General features: G+C 53.1%; 16 protein-coding genes, 4 tRNA genes and 1 rRNA gene. 4 read left to right on the forward strand and 17 right to left on the reverse strand.

All coding sequences use genetic code 11. The annotated features are described in order from the left end of the window. Positions 1–295: 295 nt before the first annotated feature. From ACR809_RS24275 to ACR809_RS24285, 3 genes are all read left to right on the forward strand, one after another. Positions 296–1,828 (forward strand): sensor domain-containing diguanylate cyclase, encoded by a 1,533-nt coding sequence (locus tag ACR809_RS24275; RefSeq protein WP_004171439.1) that lies wholly within the window; start codon positions 296–298, stop codon positions 1,826–1,828. A 172-nt stretch (positions 1,829–2,000) separates the two neighbouring features. Further along, complete coding sequence (locus ACR809_RS24280) at positions 2,001–2,306, forward strand: PTS sugar transporter subunit IIB (protein WP_002884150.1); 306 nt, start codon at positions 2,001–2,003, stop codon at positions 2,304–2,306. 3 nt (positions 2,307–2,309) lie between these two features. Beyond that, positions 2,310–2,627, forward strand: coding sequence for a PTS lactose/cellobiose transporter subunit IIA (locus ACR809_RS24285; protein ID WP_004212847.1), 318 nt, complete (start codon positions 2,310–2,312; stop codon positions 2,625–2,627). Positions 2,628–2,669: 42 nt separating this feature from the next. Here ACR809_RS24285 and dcuB read toward each other — a convergent pair whose 3' ends face one another. The 14 genes from dcuB to ACR809_RS24355 all read right to left on the reverse strand — a co-directional run bounded on the left by dcuB (position 2,670) and on the right by ACR809_RS24355 (position 18,708). Continuing rightward, the gene (gene dcuB / locus ACR809_RS24290; protein WP_004192681.1) at positions 2,670–4,010 is read right to left on the reverse strand and encodes an anaerobic C4-dicarboxylate transporter DcuB; all 1,341 of its coding nucleotides are present in this window, start codon (positions 4,008–4,010) and stop codon (positions 2,670–2,672) included. 400 nt (positions 4,011–4,410) lie between these two features. Beyond that, positions 4,411–8,634 carry a DNA-directed RNA polymerase subunit beta' gene (gene rpoC, locus ACR809_RS24295; protein ID WP_002884146.1) on the reverse strand — a complete coding sequence of 1,408 codons (4,224 nt, stop codon included), beginning with the start codon at positions 8,632–8,634 and terminating at the stop codon, positions 4,411–4,413. A 76-nt stretch (positions 8,635–8,710) separates the two neighbouring features. Further along, positions 8,711–12,739: a DNA-directed RNA polymerase subunit beta gene (rpoB, locus tag ACR809_RS24300; RefSeq protein ID WP_004901914.1), complete on the reverse strand. Its 4,029-nt coding sequence runs from the start codon at positions 12,737–12,739 to the stop codon at positions 8,711–8,713. Positions 12,740–13,063: 324 nt separating this feature from the next. Beyond that, complete coding sequence (rplL, locus tag ACR809_RS24305) at positions 13,064–13,429, reverse strand: 50S ribosomal protein L7/L12 (protein WP_002884142.1); 366 nt, start codon at positions 13,427–13,429, stop codon at positions 13,064–13,066. Between the two features lie 66 nt (positions 13,430–13,495). Beyond that, positions 13,496–13,993, reverse strand: coding sequence for a 50S ribosomal protein L10 (gene rplJ, locus ACR809_RS24310; RefSeq protein ID WP_001207203.1), 498 nt, complete (start codon positions 13,991–13,993; stop codon positions 13,496–13,498). A gap of 413 nt (positions 13,994–14,406) precedes the next feature. After that, a complete protein-coding gene (gene rplA / locus ACR809_RS24315) occupies positions 14,407–15,111 on the reverse strand; it encodes a 50S ribosomal protein L1 (protein WP_002884036.1) in 705 nt (234 codons plus the stop codon). A gap of 3 nt (positions 15,112–15,114) precedes the next feature. Continuing rightward, entirely contained in the window at positions 15,115–15,543 is a 429-nt protein-coding gene (rplK, locus tag ACR809_RS24320; RefSeq protein ID WP_002884034.1) for a 50S ribosomal protein L11, read from the reverse strand. A gap of 156 nt (positions 15,544–15,699) precedes the next feature. Continuing rightward, positions 15,700–16,245, reverse strand: coding sequence for a transcription termination/antitermination protein NusG (gene nusG, locus ACR809_RS24325; protein ID WP_001287521.1), 546 nt, complete (start codon positions 16,243–16,245; stop codon positions 15,700–15,702). A gap of 1 nt (position 16,246) precedes the next feature. Then, positions 16,247–16,630, reverse strand: a complete 384-nt coding sequence (gene secE, locus ACR809_RS24330; protein ID WP_002883772.1) for a preprotein translocase subunit SecE — start codon at positions 16,628–16,630, stop codon at positions 16,247–16,249. A gap of 336 nt (positions 16,631–16,966) precedes the next feature. Beyond that, positions 16,967–18,151, reverse strand: coding sequence for an elongation factor Tu (gene tuf, locus ACR809_RS24335; protein WP_004174069.1), 1,185 nt, complete (start codon positions 18,149–18,151; stop codon positions 16,967–16,969). 115 nt (positions 18,152–18,266) lie between these two features. Continuing rightward, positions 18,267–18,342, reverse strand: a tRNA-Thr gene (locus ACR809_RS24340). A 5-nt stretch (positions 18,343–18,347) separates the two neighbouring features. Continuing rightward, a tRNA-Gly gene (locus tag ACR809_RS24345) sits at positions 18,348–18,422 on the reverse strand. A 115-nt stretch (positions 18,423–18,537) separates the two neighbouring features. Beyond that, positions 18,538–18,622 (reverse strand) — tRNA-Tyr (locus ACR809_RS24350). A 10-nt stretch (positions 18,623–18,632) separates the two neighbouring features. After that, a tRNA-Thr gene (locus ACR809_RS24355) sits at positions 18,633–18,708 on the reverse strand. A gap of 428 nt (positions 18,709–19,136) precedes the next feature. On the opposite strand from ACR809_RS24355, the gene coaA reads away from it, so the two are divergent. Beyond that, positions 19,137–20,087, forward strand: coding sequence for a type I pantothenate kinase (coaA, locus tag ACR809_RS24360; protein ID WP_002883524.1), 951 nt, complete (start codon positions 19,137–19,139; stop codon positions 20,085–20,087). Between the two features lie 25 nt (positions 20,088–20,112). Here coaA and birA read toward each other — a convergent pair whose 3' ends face one another. The 3 genes from birA to rrf form a co-directional block, all read right to left on the reverse strand. After that, positions 20,113–21,075, reverse strand: coding sequence for a bifunctional biotin--[acetyl-CoA-carboxylase] ligase/biotin operon repressor BirA (birA, locus tag ACR809_RS24365; RefSeq protein WP_002883521.1), 963 nt, complete (start codon positions 21,073–21,075; stop codon positions 20,113–20,115). Continuing rightward, on the reverse strand, positions 21,072–22,100 hold the full coding sequence (gene murB / locus ACR809_RS24370) for a UDP-N-acetylmuramate dehydrogenase (RefSeq protein WP_002883510.1): 1,029 nt from the start codon (positions 22,098–22,100) through the stop codon (positions 21,072–21,074). Before murB ends, birA begins: the two co-directional genes overlap by 4 nt. A 417-nt stretch (positions 22,101–22,517) precedes the next feature. Next, positions 22,518–22,633, reverse strand: a 5S ribosomal RNA gene (gene rrf, locus ACR809_RS24375). Positions 22,634–22,820: the final 187 nt, after the last annotated feature.

The raw sequence follows: 22,820 nt of genomic DNA on the forward strand, positions 1-22,820 counted from the left end.
AATTTTGCGCGCCTGCACGAGAGATGAAAAACGGAGGCTGGCCCGCCCGACGCCGTTTTTCTATTCTGCCCTGGTCAGCAGCGGACGCTGACCAGGGCGAACCTTTTCTTCCTCATTTTCGCCCTGCCTCTCCGCGCTGAGCAGAGGCCTGCACATTATCGCCGAATATAAATCACGATACATGAAGGCCTCAGAGTTATAATTGAGCAATAGTGAACTGATTCGATCGGCAGGCGTCCCAGACGCAACCTGCGTTCGGACCCATGGTTTATACATCCGGGACGATTAACGATTCATGGCTCTACACAACAGAAAGCTCTCTTTTACGACGCCGATCGTCGTGGGGTTTGCCGGTATTTTGCTCAGTTTTATGCTGATCGCTATTTTTGTGACTCTGGCGCAACAGAAAGATTTTCTCGAAGATTATCACGATATTAACCGCAATTTTACCCATAACCTGGCGATCAACTATACGGAAACCCTGCTGCGGGAAAATGATTTTATCCTCGGGCGCGCAGCCGCCTTCTTTGCCCGCAATGACGAACTGAATCGCGCAGTCAATGTGGAGCCGGAGAAAGGGTTAACCACGCTGATGCAGTTACAGAACATGATGCCAAGCGTCTCATCCATCTCGCTGGCGGATACCGAGGGCCACTATCTGCGCGCCCCGGAGGTGCTGGAAAACGAAGACAGCCGGGCTTTCGATCCCAAAACACGGCCCTGGTTTATCAAACAGGCGGAAGCCAGCACCTTCAGCCACTACACCAGTCCGTATATGGATTATTTCACCCACCATCCGACGATTACCATTTTCAAACCCATCATTACCCCGGAAGGGAAACTCAAGGGCAGCCTGGCCTTTCATCTCGATCTCACCTCCATGGGGTTCGCGCTGCGCCAGATGGTGGCGCCCGTACAGGGGGAATTTTTTGTGGTGCAACGGGATGGCAAAGTGGTCCTGCACTCCGACCCGGGCGCGCTGTTTAAACCCTTCGTCAGGGACGAGCTGATGGATAAAATGACCAGCGGAGAGGGGCAGCTTTACGATCCCGGGAGCGACACCTGGTATTACTATTACTCCTTTACCAATCCCGACTGGTTTGTGATTTTCCGTGTCGATAACGCCACCCTGGTCAATCTGACACGTCATGAGACCAATTTAGTGATCGGCGGTTTCACTCTCGCAGCGATCATTATTATCCTGTTCGGTCTTTATCTGCGTCATGCTTCCCGTACCGTGCTGATGAATATCATCAATGCGATTAAAACCGGTGACGTCAAACGCGCCCCGCGCCTTGAGGCGATGCTGAGTAAAGCGATTGAAACCAATAAACAGCGCGAACTGTCCTACGTCCGCCAGGCGACCATCGACGCTCTCACCGGCTGCAAAAACCGCCGCGCCTTCGACAGCGATATTGCCGCCCTGATGAACGATCACCAGCCGTTCGCCCTCGCGCTGGTCGATATCGATAACTTTAAATCGATCAACGACACCTGGGGCCACCTCAATGGCGATATCGTCCTGCGTAACGTCGCTCGCGAAGGGCTACAGGTCCTCCAGCCGCTGGAGATATCCCTCTATCGCTACGGCGGCGAAGAGTTCGCGGTGGTCTTTCCTGCCGAACATATCGATAACGCCCGCACGCTGCTGGAAACATGGCGGGTAAACGTCGAACGACGCACCTGGCGCGAAGATGGCCTGACGGTCACCTTCAGCGCCGGCCTCGGGGAATGGAATATGGAGCCACTGGATAAGCTGGTGGTGAGCGTCGATGAAGCGCTGTACAAAGCCAAACAGCAGGGTAAAAACCGTATCCTGCGCGCGTAAGACTTCAGCGCCGCCACCGCCCACTTCGGTGGGCTTTTTTATTTTTTCCGGAAAAAATGAAACCGGTTTCAATTATTGTGTGATGCCTTACACACAATCACGGTAAAGCGGTTGTCGCATCGCCAGGGCCGCGATAAAGATAAGACATCACGGAACACAAGGGCCACTGACTATGAAGAATATCGTTTTGTGCTGTGCCGCCGGTATGTCTACCAGCATGCTGGTTCAGCGTATGCAAGATGCCGCGCAGAAGAAGGGTGTTGAGGTCTCTATCAAGGCCGTACCGGTCGCTGAGTTTAAAGATAATCTGGCCGCCGCCGACATTATTTTGCTCGGCCCGCAGGTGAAATATGAGCAGGCGAAGCTGCAGGCGCTGGCCGACCCGTTCGGCAAGAAGGTCGCCGTGATCGATATGATGGACTACGGCATGATGAAAGGTGATGCCGTTCTGGATAAAGCCCTTAAGATGCTGGAGTAATCGATGGAAGATTTAGAAACGATCATCATGGAGCTGCTGGTTAACGCGGGTTCCGCACGTAGCGCGGCGCTGACGGCGCTACAGCTGGCGCGAAAAGGCGATTTTGCCGCCGCGGAGCAGGCCATGGCTGAATCCCATGAGTTCGTCAAACATGCGCATAAAATTCAGACCCAGCTTATCGGCATGGATGAAGGCAGCGGTAAATTGCCGGTCAACCTGATCACCGTGCATTCCCAGGACCATCTGATGAACGCTATGGTCATTCAGGATCTGGCGACCGACATGATTGAACTCTATCGTCGTCTGCCCCTCGCGCAATAATCTCACGGATTTAACGGGCGTCGCTGCCGGCGCCCGTCCTTCTTACAGAAAGCCGTACATCGCCGCGAATATCCAGCCAAACACGCAGGAGACGCCGACGCCGATGAGCCCGGGCAGGATAAAGCTGTGGTTAATCACAAAGCGGCCGATATGGGTGGTCCCTGAGCGATCAAACTGGATCGCCGCCAGATCGCTTGGGTAGGTCGGCAGAATATAGTAGCCATAGCAGGCCGGCGCAGAAGCCACGATATAGGCCGGGTCGACGCCGATGGCCAGGGCTACTGGCACAATCGCCGCCAGCGCTGCCGCCTGGGAGTTCACAAATTTCGAAACCAGTAGCAGCACGATGGCATAAGCCCACGGATACTCTTTTACCATTTCACCAAGCACGCCTTTAATCTCGGTCATGTGCGCGCCAAACATGGTCTCCGCCATCCACGCGATGCCGTACACCGCGACGATAGCGATCATTCCCGAACGAAAGACCTCATTTTTGGAAATCGATGCCGGGTTAGTTTTTGTAATGATGATGATCAGCGCTCCGGAGAGCAGCATAAACATCTGGATAACCAGCACCATCGACAGTGGTTTACCGTCAAAGGCCGGGCGCAGTTCAGAAAAAGCGCCAAGCAGCGCCACCACGGCGATAGAGGCCAGAAAAATCCACATTGCTATCCAGTTGCTGGTCGGCAGCTTTTTGTCCAGCAGCGTCGCCGTATCGCCATAGACGTAATGGCGGTTCTCCGGGAGCGCAATAAACGCCTGGAAGGCTTCGTCCTGATCCAGGTCTTTGCCGCGGAACCAGCTGAAGATACCGATGGCTAAAATACCCAGCAGCGTGGACGGAATGGTTATCGCCAGCAGATCGAGAAACTCCAGGTGTTTCCCGTTAAAGGTAAAATTTCCCAGCATCGCCACCAGCGATACCACCGCCACCGAGACCGGGCTGGCGATGATCCCCATCTGAGCGCCAATGGAGCTGGCGGCCATCGGACGCTCCGGACGAATGTTATTCTTAATCGCCACATCGTAGATAATCGGCAGGATGGTATACACCACGTGGCCGGTACCGCAGAGGATGGTCAGCGTGCAGGTGACGAAAGGCGCCACGATAGAAACATATTTCGGGTTACGCCGCAGCAGCTTCTCGGCAATCTGCAGCATCACGTCTAACCCGCCGGACGCCTGCAGGGTCGCCGAGGCGGCTACCACTGCAATGATCACCAGCATCACATCAACCGGCGGTTTGCCCGGCTGGAGATGAAAAACAAAGACGAGGATCACCAAACCGATGCCGCCCAGCAGCCCCAGCGCAATCCCCCCTTTTCGGGCACCATAAAACAGACAAATTAATATAATAATGAGTTGTATCGCGAATTCCATGCAGCCCCCAGAGCCTGTCCACTCAGATCTAAAAATGATCCCTACCTGCCTCTCGGGATTATTTCTGCGCCAGACCGGGAGAAGCATGAGATGCGGCTATCCCTCTCCAGCGCCGTCGCGCCGAAGATACAGCAACAGAAGTAATCCCATGATTCATCAGGTATTTTGAATATATACCCTTTGAATTGATTATTTTTTGATATGAGTAGAAGTTTTACCCATACATAAAGAAAGGTTTTAGAAAAAGGCTTCTAATAGATATTTTGCATGAATTAATTGCTAAGAAAATGAAGATTTAATATGTCGTAAATGTAATTAAGGGCCGGGAAAGCGGCGAAAAATAGACAATAAAAAAAGCCGGTCAGGAAACCTGACCGGCTTTTTAGCAGTGCATCAACGATTAATCGTTGTCAGAACCGCCCAGACCTGCGTTCAGCAGCTCTGCCAGGTTGGCAGACGCTTCTTCCACGCTCACCTGCGGTGCCGCCGGCAGCTCGCCAGCAGCGCGACGGCGCATACGATCCTGGTGATACGCATAACCGGTACCGGCCGGGATCAGACGACCCACGATGACGTTCTCTTTCAGACCGCGCAGTTCGTCGCGTTTGCCCGCAACGGCTGCTTCGGTCAGCACGCGAGTGGTCTCCTGGAACGATGCCGCGGAGATGAAGGACTCGGTGGCCAGAGACGCTTTGGTGATACCCAGCAGATCGCGGGAGAACGTTGCGCCCACTTTGCCGTTCGCTTCCAGTTCGCGGTTCGCGATCTTGACGCGGGAGTATTCCACCTGCTCGCCTTCGAGGAAGTCGGAGCTGCCTGCGCTTTCGATGGTGGCTTTACGCAGCATCTGACGAACGATAACTTCGATGTGCTTATCGTTAATCTTAACGCCCTGCAGACGGTATACGTCCTGGACTTCGTTAACAATGTAACGGGTCACAGCATGTACGCCACGCAGACGCAGAATGTCGTGCGGTGCTTCCGGACCGTCGGAAACCACATCACCACGTTCCACACGTTCACCTTCGAACACGTTGAGCTGACGCCATTTCGGGATCATCTCTTCGTACGGCTCGCTACCGTCTACCGGGGTGATAACCAGGCGACGTTTCCCTTTGGTTTCTTTACCGAAGGAAATGATACCGCTGATTTCAGCCAGGATAGCCGGCTCTTTCGGACGACGTGCTTCGAACAGGTCCGCAACGCGCGGCAGACCACCGGTGATATCCTTGGTACCGCCGGATTCCTGCGGAATACGCGCCAGGGTGTCACCCGAGCTGATCTGTACGCCATCTTCCAGCTGAACAATCGCTTTACCCGGCAGGAAGTACTGAGCAGGCATATCAGTGCCTGGGATCAGAACGTCGTTGCCCTGAGCATCAACAATTTTCAGTGCTGGACGCAGATCTTTACCACCTGCGGTACGTTCTGCAGAGTCCAGAACCACCAGCGAAGACAGACCGGTCAGCTCGTCAGTCTGACGAGTAATGGTCTGGCCGTCGATCATGTCAGTGAAACGGATGAAACCGCTAACTTCGGTGATAACCGGCATGGTGTGCGGATCCCAGTTTGCGACGGTTTCACCGCCGGCAACCTGCTCACCGTCGCCTTTCGCCATAACCGCACCGTAAGGTACTTTATAGCTCTCTTTGGTACGACCGAATTCGTCGATCAGCTTCAGCTCGGTATTACGGGAAGTGATAACCAGCTTACCACTGGAGTTCACAACCGACTTCGCGTTGCTGAGCTTGATGCTACCTTTGTTTTTCACCTGGATGCTGGATTCAGCAGCCGCACGAGATGCCGCACCACCGATGTGGAACGTACGCATCGTCAGCTGTGTACCCGGCTCACCGATGGACTGTGCCGCGATAACGCCGATAGCCTCACCTTTGTTGATGAGGTGGCCACGCGCCAGGTCACGACCATAGCAGTGCGCGCAGACGCCAAAGTCGGTGTCACAGGATACAACGGAACGCACTTTGACGGAGTCAACGGAGTTCGCTTCCAGCAGGTCACACCAGTGCTCATGCAGCAGCGTGTTGCGTGGAACCAGAATATCCGCGGTACCCGGCTTCAGAACATCTTCCGCAGTCACACGACCCAGTACGCGATCGCGCAGCGGCTCTTTAACGTCGCCACCTTCGATAACCGGCGTCATGGTGATGCCTTCCAGGGTGCCGCAGTCGTCTTCAGTGACGACCAGGTCCTGCGCAACGTCAACCAGACGACGAGTCAGGTAACCGGAGTTCGCTGTTTTCAGTGCGGTATCCGCCAGACCTTTACGAGCACCGTGGGTGGAGATGAAGTACTGGAGTACGTTCAGACCTTCACGGAAGTTCGCGGTGATCGGCGTTTCGATGATGGAGCCATCCGGCTTCGCCATCAGACCACGCATACCAGCCAGCTGACGAATCTGTGCCGCAGAACCACGCGCACCGGAGTCGGCCATCATGTAGATGCTGTTGAAGGAAACCTGCTGCTCTTCCTGACCGTCACGGTTAATCACGGTTTCGGTTTGCAGGTTATCCATCATCGCTTTGGATACACGATCGTTCGCCGCAGCCCAGATATCGATAACTTTGTTGTAGCGTTCGCCCGCGGTCACCAGACCGGACTGGAACTGTTCCTGAATCTCAGCAACTTCCGCTTCCGCTTCGCTGATGATTTCGTATTTTTTCTCCGGGATGACCATGTCATCGATACCAACGGATGCACCTGAACGCGCTGCGTAAGCAAAGCCGGTGTACATCGTCTGGTCCGCAAAAATAACGGTCGGTTTCAGACCCAGAATACGGTAACAGGTGTTCAGCATCTTGGAGATCGCTTTCTTACCAAGCGCCTGGTTCACGATAGAGAACGGCAGACCTTTCGGTACGATCATCCACAGAATGGCACGGCCAACGGTCGTGTCTTTCAGGCTGGTTTTCGCGACAAACTCACCATTGTCGTCTTTTTCGTATTCAGTGATACGCACTTTAACGCGCGCATGCAGAGAGGCCAGGCCGGCGCGATAAATACGCTCAGCTTCTTTCGGGCCAGTCAGCACCATGCCTTCGCCTTTGGCGTTAACACTGTCACGGGTCATGTAGTACAGACCCAGTACAACGTCCTGAGACGGAACGATGATTGGTTCGCCGTTCGCCGGGGACAGGATGTTGTTGGTAGACATCATCAGCGCACGCGCTTCCAGCTGGGCTTCCAGCGTCAGCGGTACGTGAACAGCCATCTGGTCACCATCGAAGTCGGCGTTGTATGCCGCACAAACCAGCGGGTGCAGCTGGATGGCTTTACCTTCGATCAGAACCGGTTCGAATGCCTGAATACCCAGACGGTGCAGGGTTGGCGCACGGTTCAGCAGGACCGGGTGTTCGCGGATAACTTCGTCCAGGATATCCCAAACGACAGCTTCTTCGCGCTCAACCATCTTCTTAGCGGCTTTGATGGTGGTGGCCAGGCCACGCAGTTCCAGCTTGCCGTAGATGAACGGTTTGAACAGCTCCAGCGCCATTTTCTTCGGCAGACCGCACTGATGCAGACGCAGGTATGGACCTACGGTGATAACAGAACGACCGGAGTAGTCAACGCGTTTACCGAGCAGGTTCTGACGGAAACGACCCTGTTTACCTTTGATCATATCAGCCAAAGATTTCAGAGGACGTTTGTTAGAACCGGTGATCGCACGACCGCGACGACCGTTATCCAGCAGGGCGTCAACCGCTTCCTGCAGCATACGTTTTTCGTTGCGTACGATGATATCCGGCGCAGCCAGATCCAGCAGACGTTTCAGACGGTTGTTACGGTTGATCACGCGACGATACAGATCGTTGAGGTCAGACGTCGCGAAACGACCACCGTCCAGCGGAACCAGCGGACGCAGATCTGGCGGCAGTACCGGCAGAACGGTCAGGATCATCCACTCCGGCTTGTTGCCAGACTGAACGAAAGCTTCCAGCAGCTTAATGCGCTTGGTCAGCTTTTTACGCTTGGTTTCGGAGTTGGTTTCGTTCAGCTCTTCACGCAGCTGCTCGCATTCCTGCTCCAGATCCATATTGCGCAGCAGCGCCTGGATCGCTTCCGCGCCCATTTTCGCGTCGAATTCGTCACCGAACTCTTCCAGCGCGTCCAGGTACTGTTCTTCCGTCAGAATCTGGTTGCGTTCGAGGTTGGTCATGCCACCTTCGATAACCACATAGGATTCAAAGTACAGTACACGTTCGATATCGCGCAGCGGCATATCCAGCAGCAGACCGATACGGGACGGCAGGGATTTCAGGAACCAGATGTGCGCAGTCGGACATGCCAGCTCGATGTGGCCCATGCGCTCACGACGCACTTTAGTCTGGGTCACTTCAACGCCGCACTTCTCACAGATCACACCGCGGTGTTTCAGGCGCTTGTACTTACCGCACAGGCACTCATAATCTTTTACCGGCCCAAAGATACGGGCGCAGAAAAGGCCGTCACGCTCAGGCTTGAACGTACGGTAGTTAATGGTTTCCGGCTTTTTAACTTCACCGAAAGACCATGAACGGATCATGTCTGGCGAAGCCAGAGCAATTTTGATCGCATCAAACTCTTCGGTTTTAGTTTGCGCTTTCAGAAACTTTAATAAGTCTTTCACGGATTTGCTCCCGTCGGAGTTAGCACATTCCGCTGCCGGGCGTTAACCCGGCAGCAGTGACCTGTTTGAGCGAGAATTACTCGTCTTCCAGTTCGATGTTGATGCCCAGCGAGCGAATTTCTTTCAACAGTACGTTGAAGGATTCCGGCATGCCCGGTTCCATCTGGTGATTGCCGTCCACGATGTTTTTATACATCTTGGTACGACCGTTCACGTCATCAGACTTAACGGTGAGCATTTCCTGCAGGGTGTAGGCCGCGCCGTATGCTTCCAGCGCCCACACTTCCATCTCACCGAAGCGCTGACCACCGAACTGTGCCTTACCACCCAGCGGCTGCTGAGTAACCAGGCTGTAAGAACCGGTGGAACGAGCGTGCATTTTGTCGTCGACCAGGTGGTTCAGTTTCAGCATGTACATGTAACCCACGGTTACCGGACGTTCGAACTGTTCACCGGTGCGGCCATCAAACAGGGTGATCTGACCGGAAGTCGGCAGGTCGCCCAGCTGCAGCAGCTCTTTGATTTCAGCTTCTTTCGCACCGTCGAATACCGGCGTTGCGATCGGCATGCCTTTACGCAGGTTTTCAGCCAGACGCAGAACTTCTTCATCGCTGAAGGTATTCAGGTCAACTTTCTGGCGAACGTCAGCGCCCAGATCGTAAGCACGCTGGATGAATTCGCGCAGTTTCGCGACTTCCTGCTGCTGTTTCAGCATGGCGTTGATCTTATCGCCGATGCCTTTTGCAGCCATACCCAGGTGAGTTTCAAGGATCTGACCGATGTTCATACGAGACGGTACGCCCAGCGGGTTCAGTACGATATCTACCGGCGTACCGTTAGCATCGTGCGGCATATCTTCGATCGGGTTGATCTTAGAGATAACACCCTTGTTACCGTGACGACCCGCCATCTTATCACCAGGCTGGATACGGCGTTTAACGGCCAGATATACCTTAACAATCTTCAGCACGCCCGGTGCCAGATCGTCGCCTTGGGTGATTTTACGGCGTTTCGCTTCGAGTTTTTTCTCGAACTCGTGTTTCAGTTCGTCATACTGCTCAGCCAGCTGTTCCAGCTGATTTTGTTTCTCTTCGTCGGTCAGGCCCAGTTCCAGCCAGCGATCGCGAGGCAGCTTGTCGAGCTTCTCAGCTTCAACGCCACCGGAGACCAGCACCGCGTAGATACGACTGAACAGACCGGCTTCGAGGATCTGCAGTTCTTCAGACAGGTCTTTTTTGGCCTGCTTCAGCTGCATCTCTTCGATTTCCAGAGCACGTTTGTCTTTTTCTACGCCGTCACGGGTAAAGACCTGAACGTCGATAACGGTACCAGAGACACCGTTCGGTACGCGCAGAGAAGAGTCTTTAACGTCAGACGCTTTCTCACCGAAGATCGCGCGCAGCAGTTTCTCTTCCGGCGTCAGCTGGGTTTCACCTTTCGGCGTTACCTTACCAACCAGAATGTCGCCGCCGGTCACTTCCGCACCGATATAAACGATACCGGATTCATCCAGTTTAGAGAGCGCAGCTTCACCCACGTTCGGGATGTCAGCGGTGATCTCTTCCGGCCCCAGCTTGGTGTCACGGGACACGCACGCCAGTTCCTGAATGTGGATAGTGGTGAAACGGTCTTCCTGGACAACACGCTCGGAAACGAGGATGGAGTCTTCGAAGTTGTAACCGTTCCACGGCATGAACGCTACACGCATGTTCTGACCCAGCGCCAGCTCACCGAGGTCGGTGGACGGGCCGTCTGCCAGCACGTCGCCGCGCTCAATAGGTTCGCCCAGGGACACGCAAGGCATCTGGTTGATGCAGGTGTTCTGGTTAGAACGGGTGTACTTGGTCAGGTTATAGATGTCGATACCTGCTTCGCCCGGGTACATCTCGTCTTCGTTAACTTTGATAACGATACGGGAAGCATCCACGTACTGAACGGTACCGCCACGTTTAGCCACGGCAGTAACACCGGAGTCAACGGCAACAGCACGTTCCATACCGGTACCAACCAGCGGCTTATCAGCGCGCAGAGTCGGAACCGCCTGACGTTGCATGTTCGCACCCATCAATGCACGGTTGGCGTCATCGTGTTCCAGGAACGGGATCAGGGACGCACCGACGGATACCACCTGCTGGGTGGATACGTCCATGTAGTCAACCTGGTCGCGGCTGAACAAGCTGGATTCGCCTTTGCTACGGCAGGTAACCAGATCTTCTACGAAGTGGCCGTTTTCATCCAGGTTGGAGTTCGCCTGAGCGATAACGTAGTTGCCTTCTTCGATAGCAGACAGGTAGTGAATTTCGTCAGTAACCACACCGTCGGTCACTTTACGATACGGCGTCTCAAGGAAGCCATATTCGTTGGTCTGCGCGTACACGGACAGGGAGTTAATCAGACCGATGTTCGGACCTTCAGGCGTTTCGATCGGACATACGCGACCGTAGTGGGTCGGGTGTACGTCTCGAACTTCGAAGCCTGCGCGCTCACGGGTCAGACCGCCTGGGCCGAGTGCGGAGATACGACGTTTGTGCGTAATCTCAGACAGCGGGTTGTTCTGGTCCATAAACTGAGACAGCTGGCTGGAACCAAAGAACTCTTTCACTGCTGCGGAAATCGGCTTGGCGTTGATCATATCCTGAGGCATCAGGGTATCCAGATCGCCAAGAGACAGACGCTCTTTCACCGCACGCTCTACACGTACCAGGCCAACGCGGAACTGGTTTTCCGCCATTTCGCCAACGGAACGGATACGACGGTTGCCGAGGTGGTCGATATCATCCACTTCGCCTTTACCGTTACGGATATCGATGAGCTTCTTCATCACTTCGATGATGTCGTCTTTGCTCAGGATACCGGAACCTTCGATTTCGTCGCGCAGCAGAGAACGGTTGAACTTCATACGACCAACCGCGGACAGATCGTAGCGGTCTTCAGAGAAGAACAGGTTCTCAAACAGACTTTCAGCGGCTTCACGAGTCGGCGGCTCGCCAGGGCGCATCATGCGGTAGATTTCTACCAGCGCGCTCAGACGATCGTTAGTCGGGTCGACGCGTACCGTTTCAGAGATGTACGGGCCGTGGTCCAGATCGTTGGTGAACAGCGTTTCGATACGCTTGTGGCCAGACTGGCTCAGCTTAGCCAGCAGATCCAGGCTCAGCTCCATGTTCGCCGGGCAGATCAGTTCGCCAGTCGCTTCATCGATATAGTCTTTAGCCGCCACTTTGCCCGCGATATATTCAACTGGCACTTCGATATGCTTGATATCGTCTTTTTCCAGCTGACGGATATGACGAGCCGTGATGCGACGGCCTTTCTCAACGTACACTTTGCCGTTGGCTTCGATATCGAAGGAGGCAGTTTCACCGCGCAGACGCTCCGGAATCAGCTCCATCTGCAGCTTGTTGTCGCGAATTTCAAAGACCACTTTTTCGAAGAACAGGTCAAGGATCTGCTCAGTGGTGTAATTCAGCGCGCGCAGGATGATGGTAGCCGGCAGCTTACGACGACGGTCGATACGAACGAACAGGTTGTCTTTCGGGTCGAATTCGAAGTCCAGCCAGGAACCGCGGTAAGGGATGATACGTGCGTTATACAGAACCTTACCGGAGGAGTGGGTCTTACCTTTGTCACTGTCAAAGAAGACGCCCGGGCTACGGTGCAGCTGAGAAACGATAACACGCTCGGTACCGTTGATAACAAAGGTACCGTTGTCGGTCATGAGCGGAATTTCGCCCATGTAGACTTCTTGTTCTTTAATGTCTTTGACGGTGCCTTCTGGCGCTTCGCGCTCGTAGATCACCAGACGCAGTTTTACGCGCAGCGGTGCAGAATAAGTCACGCCACGGATCTGACATTCTTTAACGTCAAAAACCGGTTCGCCCAGACGGTAGCTGACGTATTGCAGCTCGGAATTACCGCTGTAGCTCTGAATCGGGAATACGGAACGGAAAGCAGCTTCCAGACCATACTGCCCTTCAGGATCTTGCTCGATAAACTTCTGGAACGAGTCAAGCTGGATAGAAAGGAGATATGGCACATCCAGAACTTGTGGACGTTTACCAAAATCCTTACGAATACGTTTTTTCTCGGTATAGGAGTAAACCATAGGGTTCCTCAGCTCGCTGACAAGTCGACCCATCTGCCCGCAGAGGGCAGTTTTTTATGCAACACTATTTTGTTGACCGGAAAATGGAACACTTTCCGCAATGCCTGTTGCTATCACGCTTAAACCATTTCATTGCGATTTACACAGCCCAGGAACCCTAACCTGTCGCAGTATATTAAGTCGTCGATAGAAACAAGCATTGAGAGGCAAACCAGTAGTCAAACAGCGTGAAACGCTACTGGCGCCTTACAGCGCAAAAAGGCTGGTGACCAAAAAGTCACCAGCCTCAGCCTGATTTCTCAGGCTGCAACCGGAAGGGTTGGCTTATTTAACTTCAACTTCAGCGCCAGCTTCTTCCAGAGATTTTTTCAGAGCTTCAGCGTCGTCTTTGCTGATGCCTTCTTTCAGTGCAGCCGGAGCAGATTCTACCAGGTCTTTAGCTTCTTTCAGACCCAGGCCAGTTGCGCCACGTACTGCTTTGATAACAGCAACTTTGTTAGCGCCAGCAGCTTTCAGAATTACGTCGAATTCAGTTTTTTCTTCAGCAGCTTCAACCGGGCCAGCAGCTACAGCTACAGCAGCAGCAGCGGAAACACCGAATTTTTCTTCCATTGCAGAGATCAGCTCAACAACGTCCATTACGGACATAGCGGATACTGCTTCAATGATTTGATCTTTAGTGATAGACATTTAAATTGTTCCTGAATATCAGAATAAGTTTATACGTAAGCGAATGCTTTACAAAGATAACTGCGATTAAGCAGCTTCTTTCGCATCGCGTACAGCAGCCAGAGTACGAACCAGTTTGCCAGCCGAAGCTTCTTTCATGGTTGCCATCAGGCGTGCAATTGCTTCTTCGTAGGTCGGCAGAGTTGCCAGGCGGTCGATCTGCGACGCCGGGATCAGCTCACCTTCAAAGGCAGCGGCTTTGACCTCAAATTTTGCATTCGCTTTCGCGAACTCTTTGAACAGACGAGCAGCAGCGCCCGGGTGTTCCATAGAGTATGCAATCAGGGTCGGACCAACAAACGTGTCTTTCAGGCACTCGAACTGAGTACCTTCAACGACGCGGCGCAGCAGGGTGTTACGAACAACACGCATGTATACGCCAGCTTCACGACCTGCTTTACGCAGTTCAGTCATTTTATCTACAGTTACGCCACGGGAATCCGCAACTACTGCAGACAGCGCGCCTTTGGCTACTTCGCTGACTTCAGCAACAATCGCTTGTTTGTCTTGAAGATTTAAAGCCATTAGCTTTGCTCCTGGATGTTTGCCAGAGCCTATGCTCTGGAACTCACTTCACTCAATTCAACGAAAAGAGCGTCTAAATACGGTGAGCAGAAACAAGCCAGAATATCCAAAAATAATCTTAGCGTTCTGTCACCGTCTACGCAGGGGATTAAGTTTCTTGCGAAACACCTGCGGTCTTCGACGGAGGCCTGGATAGGCCAGGCTCCAACGAACAAATTCTTCCTATGACTTCGTCCTTCGAACCGCAGCGGCGTTAGCTGCTCTCGTTCACACCGGTCATGTAGTTAACTACACTCCCGGTGATTCACTCGATTGCTGCCTTGCTGCAATTCAAATGACTCGCATAGCGTCTGTCTTATTGACAGAATCGTGGGGGTAAGATTGTAGACAAAATCACCGCCCACGTAAAGGCATTAGTTTGCAGAAGCGTTCAGGCCAGCCTGATCTACTGCAACACCTGCACCCATAGTGGTGGAGATGCTAACTTTCTTGATGTACACGCCTTTCGCCTGAGTCGGTTTTGCTTTTTTCAGCGCAACCAGCAGAGCTTCCAGGTTTTCTTTCAGTTTGTCAGCGTCAAAGTCCACTTTACCGATGGTGGTGTGGATGATGCCGTTTTTGTCGTTACGGTAACGAACCTGGCCTGCTTTCGCGTTTTTAACCGCTTCAGCAACGTTCGGAGTTACGGTACCTACTTTCGGGTTCGGCATCAGGCCACGCGGACCCAGAACCTGGCCCAGCTGGCCAACAACGCGCATTGCATCCGGGGAAGCAATAACAACGTCAAAGTTCATTTCGCCTTTTTTGATCTGCTCAGCCAGATCTTCCATACCTACCAGCTCAGCGCCTGCAGCTTTAGCAGCTTCAGCGTTTGCGCCCTGGGTAAATACGGCTACGCGAACGGAACGGCCAGTACCGTGCGGCAGTACAGTTGCGCCACGGACGTTCTGGTCAGATTTACGAGCGTCGATGCCGAGGTTAACGGCAACGTCTACGCTTTCGGTAAATTTAGCGGTGGCCAGCTCTTTCAGCAGAGCAATGGCTTCGTTGATGTCGTACTGTTTAGTTGCATCAACTTTCTCACGGATCACGCGCATGCGCTTGGTCAGTTTAGCCATTTCTTAGTCCTCCACTACCAGGCCCATGGAACGTGCAGTACCTTCGATGGAGCGAGTCATCGCTTCAATGTCGGCACCAGTCATGTCGGCAGCTTTGGTCTGCGCGATTTCCTGCAGCTGAGCGCGGGAGATTTTACCCACTTTATCTTTGTTCGGCTTACCGGAACCAGACTTGATGCCTGCAGCTTTCTTCAGCAGAACAGCAGCCGGCGGAGTCTTGGTAACAAAGGTAAAGGAACGGTCAGCGTAAACGGTGATAACAACCGGGATCGGCAGACCTTTCTCCAGGGAATCAGTTTTGGCGTTGAACGCTTTGCAGAATTCCATGATGTTCACGCCCTGCTGACCCAGTGCTGGGCCGACCGGCGGGCTCGGGTTCGCCATACCAGCTGCAACCTGCAGCTTGACGTAGGCTTGGACTTTCTTAGCCATTCTTAAATCCTCAAAATGGGTATTAACGCTTCAGAGAAGCTCCCCGTGATTAAACATCGTTTTACGGGCCGGGCCCATAAAAACAAAAGGCGCGAAATTGTATGCCAATTTCGCGCCCTATGCAACGATTAAATCGCTGCTTTTTTGATCGCCGGCTTACGCCTTCTCAACCTGGCTGAAGTCCAGTTCTACCGGGGTCGCACGACCGAAGATAGAAACGGAAACTTTCAGGCGGGACTTCTCATAGTCCACTTCTTCCACCACGCCGTTAAAGTCAGCGAACGGACCGTCGTTAACGCGAACCATTTCACCCGGTTCAAACAGCGTTTTCGGACGCGGCTTATCGCCAACCTGCTGCAGACGATTCATGATAGCGTCGACTTCTTTGTCGCTGATCGGCGCCGGACGGTCAGAGGTGCCGCCGATGAAGCCCATCACGCGCGGTACGCTGCGCACCAGGTGCCAGCTTGCGTCGTTCATGACCATCTGAACCAGGACATAGCCCGGGAAGAATTTACGTTCGCTTTTGCGACGCTGGCCGCCACGGATCTCAACCACTTCTTCGGTCGGGACCATGACTTCGCCAAATAACTCTTCCATGTTGTGTAATTTGATATGTTCACGCAGCGACGTGGCTACGCGACCTTCAAAACCGGAAAACGCCTGAACGACGTACCAGCGCTTTTTAGGAGCTTCAGACATCTCAGAACCTCAGGCCAGTGATAAAGGAGACCAGGCGAACCAGAATACCATCCAGTCCCCACAGGATCAGTGACATTACTGCAGTCACGGCAGCAACAATCAGCGTAGTATGCAGCGTTTCCTGGCGAGTCGGCCAAATCACTTTACGAACTTCGGTTCTCGCTTCGCGAGCAAAAGCAACGGTCGCCTTACCTTTCGTCGTCAACAGCGCGACGCCACCGGCAGCAGCAATAAGAATAACCACGGCCAGCGCACGCACCGCCAGCATAATGTCACGATAAAGGAAGTTGCCCACGATCGCCACGATCAGCAGCACGGCAACGATAATCCACTTCATCGCTTCCAGGCCGCGCCCGCTCCCTTGAGCTTCGGTATTCGCACTCATAAACCAACCTGTCAGAAGTATTCTACAAACAATTTCACCCCGCGGGGGCGAGGCGATCCAAACCGAAATTAAGTTTCGGATTATACACTTAACTATTCAAATTGCTTCAATGTTGACGGTGGTGTCACCCCTGCCCTGCTGTTGCAAAGAAGGAGTTGATTAGCCGTCACCCTGAGGCTCGAATGGTTTGGTGTATAAACGCCCTCTTCAGAGCCTGTCTCAGCAATGATTATGACAAATAAAATCACTGATGAGCCAGGTTCTGGTGTGAAAGCGTGCAAAAAGGGCATCAAATGATGCCCTTTTATTGCGCATTGCGTCAAATGTTATCAGCGATTAGCCGAGAACTTTAGCAACCACGCCCGCGCCAACGGTACGACCGCCTTCACGGATTGCGAAACGCAGACCGTCGTCCATCGCGATCGGGTGGATCAGGGTAACAACCATTTTGATGTTGTCGCCCGGCATTACCATCTCTACGCCTTCCGGCAGTTCGATGGTGCCAGTCACGTCAGTAGTACGGAAGTAGAACTGCGGACGGTAGCCTTTGAAGAACGGAGTGTGACGGCCGCCTTCATCTTTGGACAGGATGTACACTTCAGATTCGAACTTGGTGTGCGGGTTGATGGTGCCCGGCTTAGCCAGTACCTGACCACGTTCGATTTCTTCACGTTTGATACCACGCAGCAGAACACCTACGTTCTCACCAGCACGGCCTTCGTCCAGCAGTTTGCGGAACATTTCAACGCCAGTACAGGTGGTTTTCGCGGTTTCTTTGATACCAACGATTTCAACTTCTTCACCTACTTTGATGATACCGCGCTCTACACGACCGGTAACAACGGTACCACGACCAGAGATGGAGAATACGTCTTCGATCGGCAGCAGGAACGGCTTGTCAATCGCACGCTCTGGTTCCGGGATATAGGTATCCAGGTGGCCAGCCAGTTCGATGATTTTCGCTTCCCACTCTGCGTCGCCTTCCAGCGCTTTCAGAGCAGAACCACGAACGATCGGGGTGTCGTCGCCCGGGAAATCGTACTGAGACAGCAGTTCACGAACTTCCATCTCAACCAGTTCCAGCAGCTCTTCGTCATCAACCATGTCGCATTTGTTCAGGAACACGATGATGTACGGAACGCCTACCTGACGACCCAGCAGGATGTGCTCACGAGTCTGCGGCATCGGGCCGTCAGTCGCAGCAACAACCAGGATCGCGCCGTCCATCTGCGCAGCACCGGTGATCATGTTTTTAACATAGTCGGCGTGGCCCGGGCAGTCTACGTGCGCGTAGTGGCGAGTCGGGGTGTCATATTCAACGTGAGAGGTGTTGATGGTGATACCACGAGCTTTTTCTTCCGGCGCGTTATCGATCTGGTCGAATGCGCGAGCGGAACCACCGTAGGTTTTAGCCAGTACGGTAGTGATGGCAGCGGTCAGCGTTGTTTTACCATGGTCAACGTGGCCGATAGTACCGACGTTAACGTGCGGTTTTGTACGTTCAAACTTTTCTTTAGACATCGATTGTCCCTCTAAGACACGGATAAATCGGTGATATCACCACATCAACCAGGCAACATGCCCGACTTGTTGAATGAACATAACAGAAGAGAAACAGGGAAGGAGAGAAAAGAAGTGGTGCTGATACCCAGAGTCGAACTGGGGACCTCACCCTTACCAAGGGTGCGCTCTACCAACTGAGCCATATCAGCACGTCTGGAGCGGGCAGCGGGAATCGAACCCGCATCATCAGCTTGGAAGGCTGAGGTAATAGCCATTATACGATGCCCGCATCCTGAAACTCGGCTACCCAGTTCTTTCTGTAATACTAAAGAGACTGCTCTCTTTAGTATTGAGCTGATTAGTTTACCCAACCAACTCCGGCTCCGCAAAGCGTCGCCAGAAAGTGGTGGTGGGGGAAGGATTCGAACCTTCGAAGTCGATGACGGCAGATTTACAGTCTGCTCCCTTTGGCCGCTCGGGAACCCCACCCAAATTGTTATGGTGCCGACTACCGGAATCGAACTGGTGACCTACTGATTACAAGTCAGTTGCTCTACCTACTGAGCTAAGTCGGCATCAAGTAGCGCGCATTCTAGGGAGAGGAGCGAGTTCATGCAACTAAAAATTTGCATAAAACGTTCTCTTGCTCACATTTTGTGCTCTTACGCGAAAAAACGGTGTAATTTCAAGCAGCGGAGTGCAAATATTCGCCAATAATTCGGCGCTTCAGGCGCTGTCCGATCATCTCCGGTTACCTCTATCGCATGCTGACCGCTGACGGAAAGGATTCAGGCCGCTAGCCTAGCCTGTTAGCAAAGGCCATGCTTTGCAAAGAATAAGAAACTTATTCTTCTCTTGTGATGCTGGCGCGAGAAAGCAGCATTCAATGAGTTTTTTTCTTATTATTCCCGGCAATCTGGTGTTACCCTCCTGCCCATTGTCCTGATTAACTCGTGTGAAGCATCACCGTTTCAAGGTATTCGGTGATAGTAAGAACATGCTTATGAGCCAAAAAGAGCAGACGTTAATGACACCGTACCTACAATTTAACCGCCACCAATGGGCTGCACTTCGTGATTCTGTCCCGATGACGTTAACCGAGGAAGAAATCACGCGGTTAAAAGGCATCAACGAAGATCTCTCTCTGGAAGAGGTTGCCGAGATCTATTTGCCGCTGTCGCGTTTGCTCAACTTCTATATCAGTTCTAACCTGCGTCGCCAGGCTGTTCTCGAACAATTTCTTGGCACCAATGGTCAGCGAATTCCCTATATTATCAGTATCGCTGGCAGCGTTGCGGTAGGAAAAAGCACCACCGCCCGCGTTCTGCAAGCTTTGCTTAGTCGTTGGCCGGAGCATCGCCATGTCGAACTCATTACCACCGACGGTTTTTTGCACCCTAACTCGGTTTTAAAAGAACGTGGGTTAATGAAGAAAAAAGGCTTTCCGCAGTCCTATGATATGCATCGCCTGGTGAAGTTTGTCTCCGACCTCAAATCAGGGGTACCGCAGGCAACCGCGCCGGTTTATTCCCATCTGATTTATGATGTTATTCCCAACGGTGACAAAACCGTCGCGCAACCGGATATTTTAATTCTTGAAGGGCTGAATGTTCTGCAAAGTGGAATGGATTATCCGCACGATCCCCATCATGTATTCGTTTCCGATTTTGTCGACTTTTCTATTTATGTCGATGCCCCGGAAGAATTATTGAAAAGCTGGTATATCAACCGCTTTCTTAAATTCCGGGAAGGGGCGTTTACCGATCCGGATTCCTATTTCCATAATTACGCTAAGCTCTCGAAGGAAGAAGCGGTAGATATTGCCACTTCGCTATGGAATGAAATCAACCTAATGAATCTTAAAGAAAATATCCTTCCAACTCGCGAGCGCGCCAGCCTGATCATGACTAAGAGCGCCAATCACTCAGTGAATCAGGTACGCTTACGTAAATAAAATAAGGGAGCCGAAGCTCCCTTTTTTATTCTGCACTGCGCAATGATATTTCACCACCCACCCAGGCTTTTATTACACCATCCTGCTCCAGCAATAGTGCGCCCTGGGCGTCAATGCCACGCGAAATGCCGTAAATTTCTTTATCACCGATAATCAGTTTCACCGGGCGATGAATAAAGTTATCCAGTTTTTCCCAGCGCGGTAGATAGGGAGCCAATCCTTCCTGCTCGAACAGCTCCAGTCCCAGGCGCAGCTCTTTAATCAGGCGCGCGGCGAGGAGGTTACGGTCGATGACCACCCCCGCTTCCTGAAGGCTGATCCATCCCTGATTGACGACATCAGACTCCACGCGACGCATCACAAGGTTGATACCCGCGCCGCTGACGATTTGTGCGGCATCGCCCGTTTTCCCCGTCAGTTCCACGAGGATCCCTGACAGCTTACGATCCTGCAGGTAAATATCGTTTGGCCATTTCACGCGAACCTGTTCGGCCCCGAGCTGCTGCAGAACTTCAGCGATCACAATACCGATCACCAGGCTTAGGCCAATAGCCGCTGCCGGGCCCTGCTCCAGACGCCAGTACATCGAGAGATAGAGATTCGCGCCAAAGGGCGAAAACCATTTTCTGCCTCGCCGGCCTCGCCCTGCTTGCTGATATTCAGCCACACAGGCATCTCCGGACGTCAGCTCATCAAGCCTGTCCAGCAAATACTGGTTAGTAGAGTCGATGACGGGAAGGACCGTCACTCGACCATGGTCTATCTCTTGAGAAATCTTTTTCTCATCTAATAGATGAATAGGCTCCGGCAGGCTGTAACCCTTGCCCGGCACAGTAAACACATCGACGCCCCAGTCACGTAAGGTCTGGATGTGCTTATTAATCGCCGCCCGGCTCATGCCTAACTGCTCACCAAGCTGTTCGCCAGAGTGAAACTCGCCATCAGCAAGGATAGAAATTAGCGTTAAAGGGATAGTATGGTCTTTCACGCAATGCTCTCCTCTGCGTTGACTTCACCATGCGTGCCAATGAAGCGCACCTCGGGCTGAAGCCATACATCGAATTTCGCACCCACCCGCTGGCGAACATAATGAGCAAGTTTTACCACATCCTCGCTGGTCGCTCGATCTTCATTAATCAGTACCAGCGCCTGCTGTCGATGGACGGCCGCGCCGCCGATGCGTTGTCCTTTGAGCTCACATTGATCGATTAGCCAGCCAGCGGCCAGCTTGACGCTGCCATTTGCCTGCGGATAGTGCGGTGCATGAGGGAACTGCGCCAGCAGCGCTTCCGCAACCTGAGCGCTGACGATCGGATTCTTAAAAAAGCTGCCGGCATTACCGTTAATCTTTGGATCCGGCAATTTAGTCATTCGCATATGACAGACCGCATCAAATACCTGCTGCGGCGTGACGGTCTGCGGATCGAGACGCGTTAAATCACCGTAACTCAGTACAGGCTGCCATGTTTTCGCTAACGATAAGCCAATCGCGACGATGGCATAGCGGTCCTGATATTCATGTTTGAAGATACTGTCGCGATAGCCAAAACGGCATTCCGCGGCTGAAAGACGTTGCTTACGCCCGGTTTCCAGCTCAATGCAGTCAACATATTCGCAAACCCGCTGTAGCTCAACGCCGTAGGCGCCAATATTCTGGATCGGCGAAGATCCTGCACAGCCAGGGATTAACGCCAGATTTTCCAGACCTGGCATCGCATGCTGTAGCGTGAACTGCACCAACTGATGCCAGTTTTCGCCGGCGCCGACGTGCAAGCGCCAGGCTTCCGGCGTTTCGCTCACCTCGATCCCCATAATCCGGTTGAGGATCACCGTACCGGCATAGTCGTTCAGAAACAGGACATTACTGCCTTCCCCAAGGATCAGCGTGGGTTCGCCTGCCGCGGCAGCGGTTTGCCAGGCGCTTAGCAACTGTTGCTCAGTTTCGGCGCGTACTATCGTCTTGGCGAAGCGTTCAATGCCAAAGGTATTCCAGGGTTTGAGGGAGTGGTTCATAGTAGCTTCCTGATGCAAAATCGGCGTTAGTTTATCGTATCTGGCGGGGGAAGGCTTGTCTGATTACAGGGGCAATGATATTGCGGGGCGTTACCGGTGGTGATGTGGTGTACCGGTGCGGGCGACAGAACGCGACAGGCCCGTAGCCCCGGTAAGCGCAGCGCCACCGGGGAGACATGCCGGCACGCTGGCCGGACGACAGAAACGCAAAAAGCCCATCCGGCAGGATGGGCTCTTCACTTGTTTGATGCCTGGCAGTTTATGGCGGGCGTCCTGCCCGCCACCCTCCGGGCCGTTGCTGCGCAACGTTCAAATCCGCTCCCGGCGGATTTGTCCTACTCTGGAGAGCGCTCACCGACAAACAACAGATAAAACAAAAAGCCCGGTCTTTCGACCGGGCTTTCTGCTTTATTTGATGCCTGGCAGTTCCCTACTCTCACATGGGGAGACCCCACACTACCATCGGCGCTACGGCGTTTCACTTCTGAGTTCGGCATGGGGTCAGGTGGGACCACCGCGCTAGTGCCGCCAGGCAAATTCTTTGTGCTCAGTACGCAATTCTTTATCGCATCAGCTGCGTTGCCTGCGCTCGTAAAGTCAGTCACATACTTCAGTATGCTCCTTCCTTTCCGTCGCTTGTCGCCTTGCTGCTGCGCAAATTATTGCGTACTCAACTCTGAATCTAAGCTGAAAATCTTCTCAAATCGCCAAAACATCTTC

Origin of the sequence: Klebsiella sp. CD33 (assembly GCF_051992865.1) — a bacterium.
GTDB lineage: Bacteria > Pseudomonadota > Gammaproteobacteria > Enterobacterales > Enterobacteriaceae > Klebsiella > Klebsiella pneumoniae.

Excerpts from the sequence above, each read along its gene's own strand:
- rplL (WP_002884142.1), bottom strand. The coding sequence starts at position 13,429 with ATGTCTATCACTAAAGATCAAATCATTGAAGCAGTATCCGCTATGTCC.
- tuf (WP_004174069.1), bottom strand. The coding sequence starts at position 18,151 with ATGTCTAAAGAAAAGTTTGAACGTACAAAACCGCACGTTAACGTCGGT.
- ACR809_RS24280 (WP_002884150.1), top strand. The coding sequence starts at position 2,001 with ATGAAGAATATCGTTTTGTGCTGTGCCGCCGGTATGTCTACCAGCATG.
- ACR809_RS24275 (WP_004171439.1), top strand. The coding sequence starts at position 296 with ATGGCTCTACACAACAGAAAGCTCTCTTTTACGACGCCGATCGTCGTG.
- rplK (WP_002884034.1), bottom strand. The coding sequence starts at position 15,543 with ATGGCTAAGAAAGTCCAAGCCTACGTCAAGCTGCAGGTTGCAGCTGGT.
- dcuB (WP_004192681.1), bottom strand. The coding sequence starts at position 4,010 with ATGGAATTCGCGATACAACTCATTATTATATTAATTTGTCTGTTTTAT.
- nusG (WP_001287521.1), bottom strand. The coding sequence starts at position 16,245 with ATGTCTGAAGCTCCTAAAAAGCGCTGGTACGTCGTTCAGGCGTTTTCC.
- rpoB (WP_004901914.1), bottom strand. The coding sequence starts at position 12,739 with ATGGTTTACTCCTATACCGAGAAAAAACGTATTCGTAAGGATTTTGGT.
- rplJ (WP_001207203.1), bottom strand. The coding sequence starts at position 13,993 with ATGGCTTTAAATCTTCAAGACAAACAAGCGATTGTTGCTGAAGTCAGC.
- secE (WP_002883772.1), bottom strand. The coding sequence starts at position 16,630 with ATGAGTGCGAATACCGAAGCTCAAGGGAGCGGGCGCGGCCTGGAAGCG.
- rplA (WP_002884036.1), bottom strand. The coding sequence starts at position 15,111 with ATGGCTAAACTGACCAAGCGCATGCGCGTGATCCGTGAGAAAGTTGAT.
- murB (WP_002883510.1), bottom strand. The coding sequence starts at position 22,100 with ATGAACCACTCCCTCAAACCCTGGAATACCTTTGGCATTGAACGCTTC.
- ACR809_RS24285 (WP_004212847.1), top strand. The coding sequence starts at position 2,310 with ATGGAAGATTTAGAAACGATCATCATGGAGCTGCTGGTTAACGCGGGT.
- coaA (WP_002883524.1), top strand. The coding sequence starts at position 19,137 with ATGAGCCAAAAAGAGCAGACGTTAATGACACCGTACCTACAATTTAAC.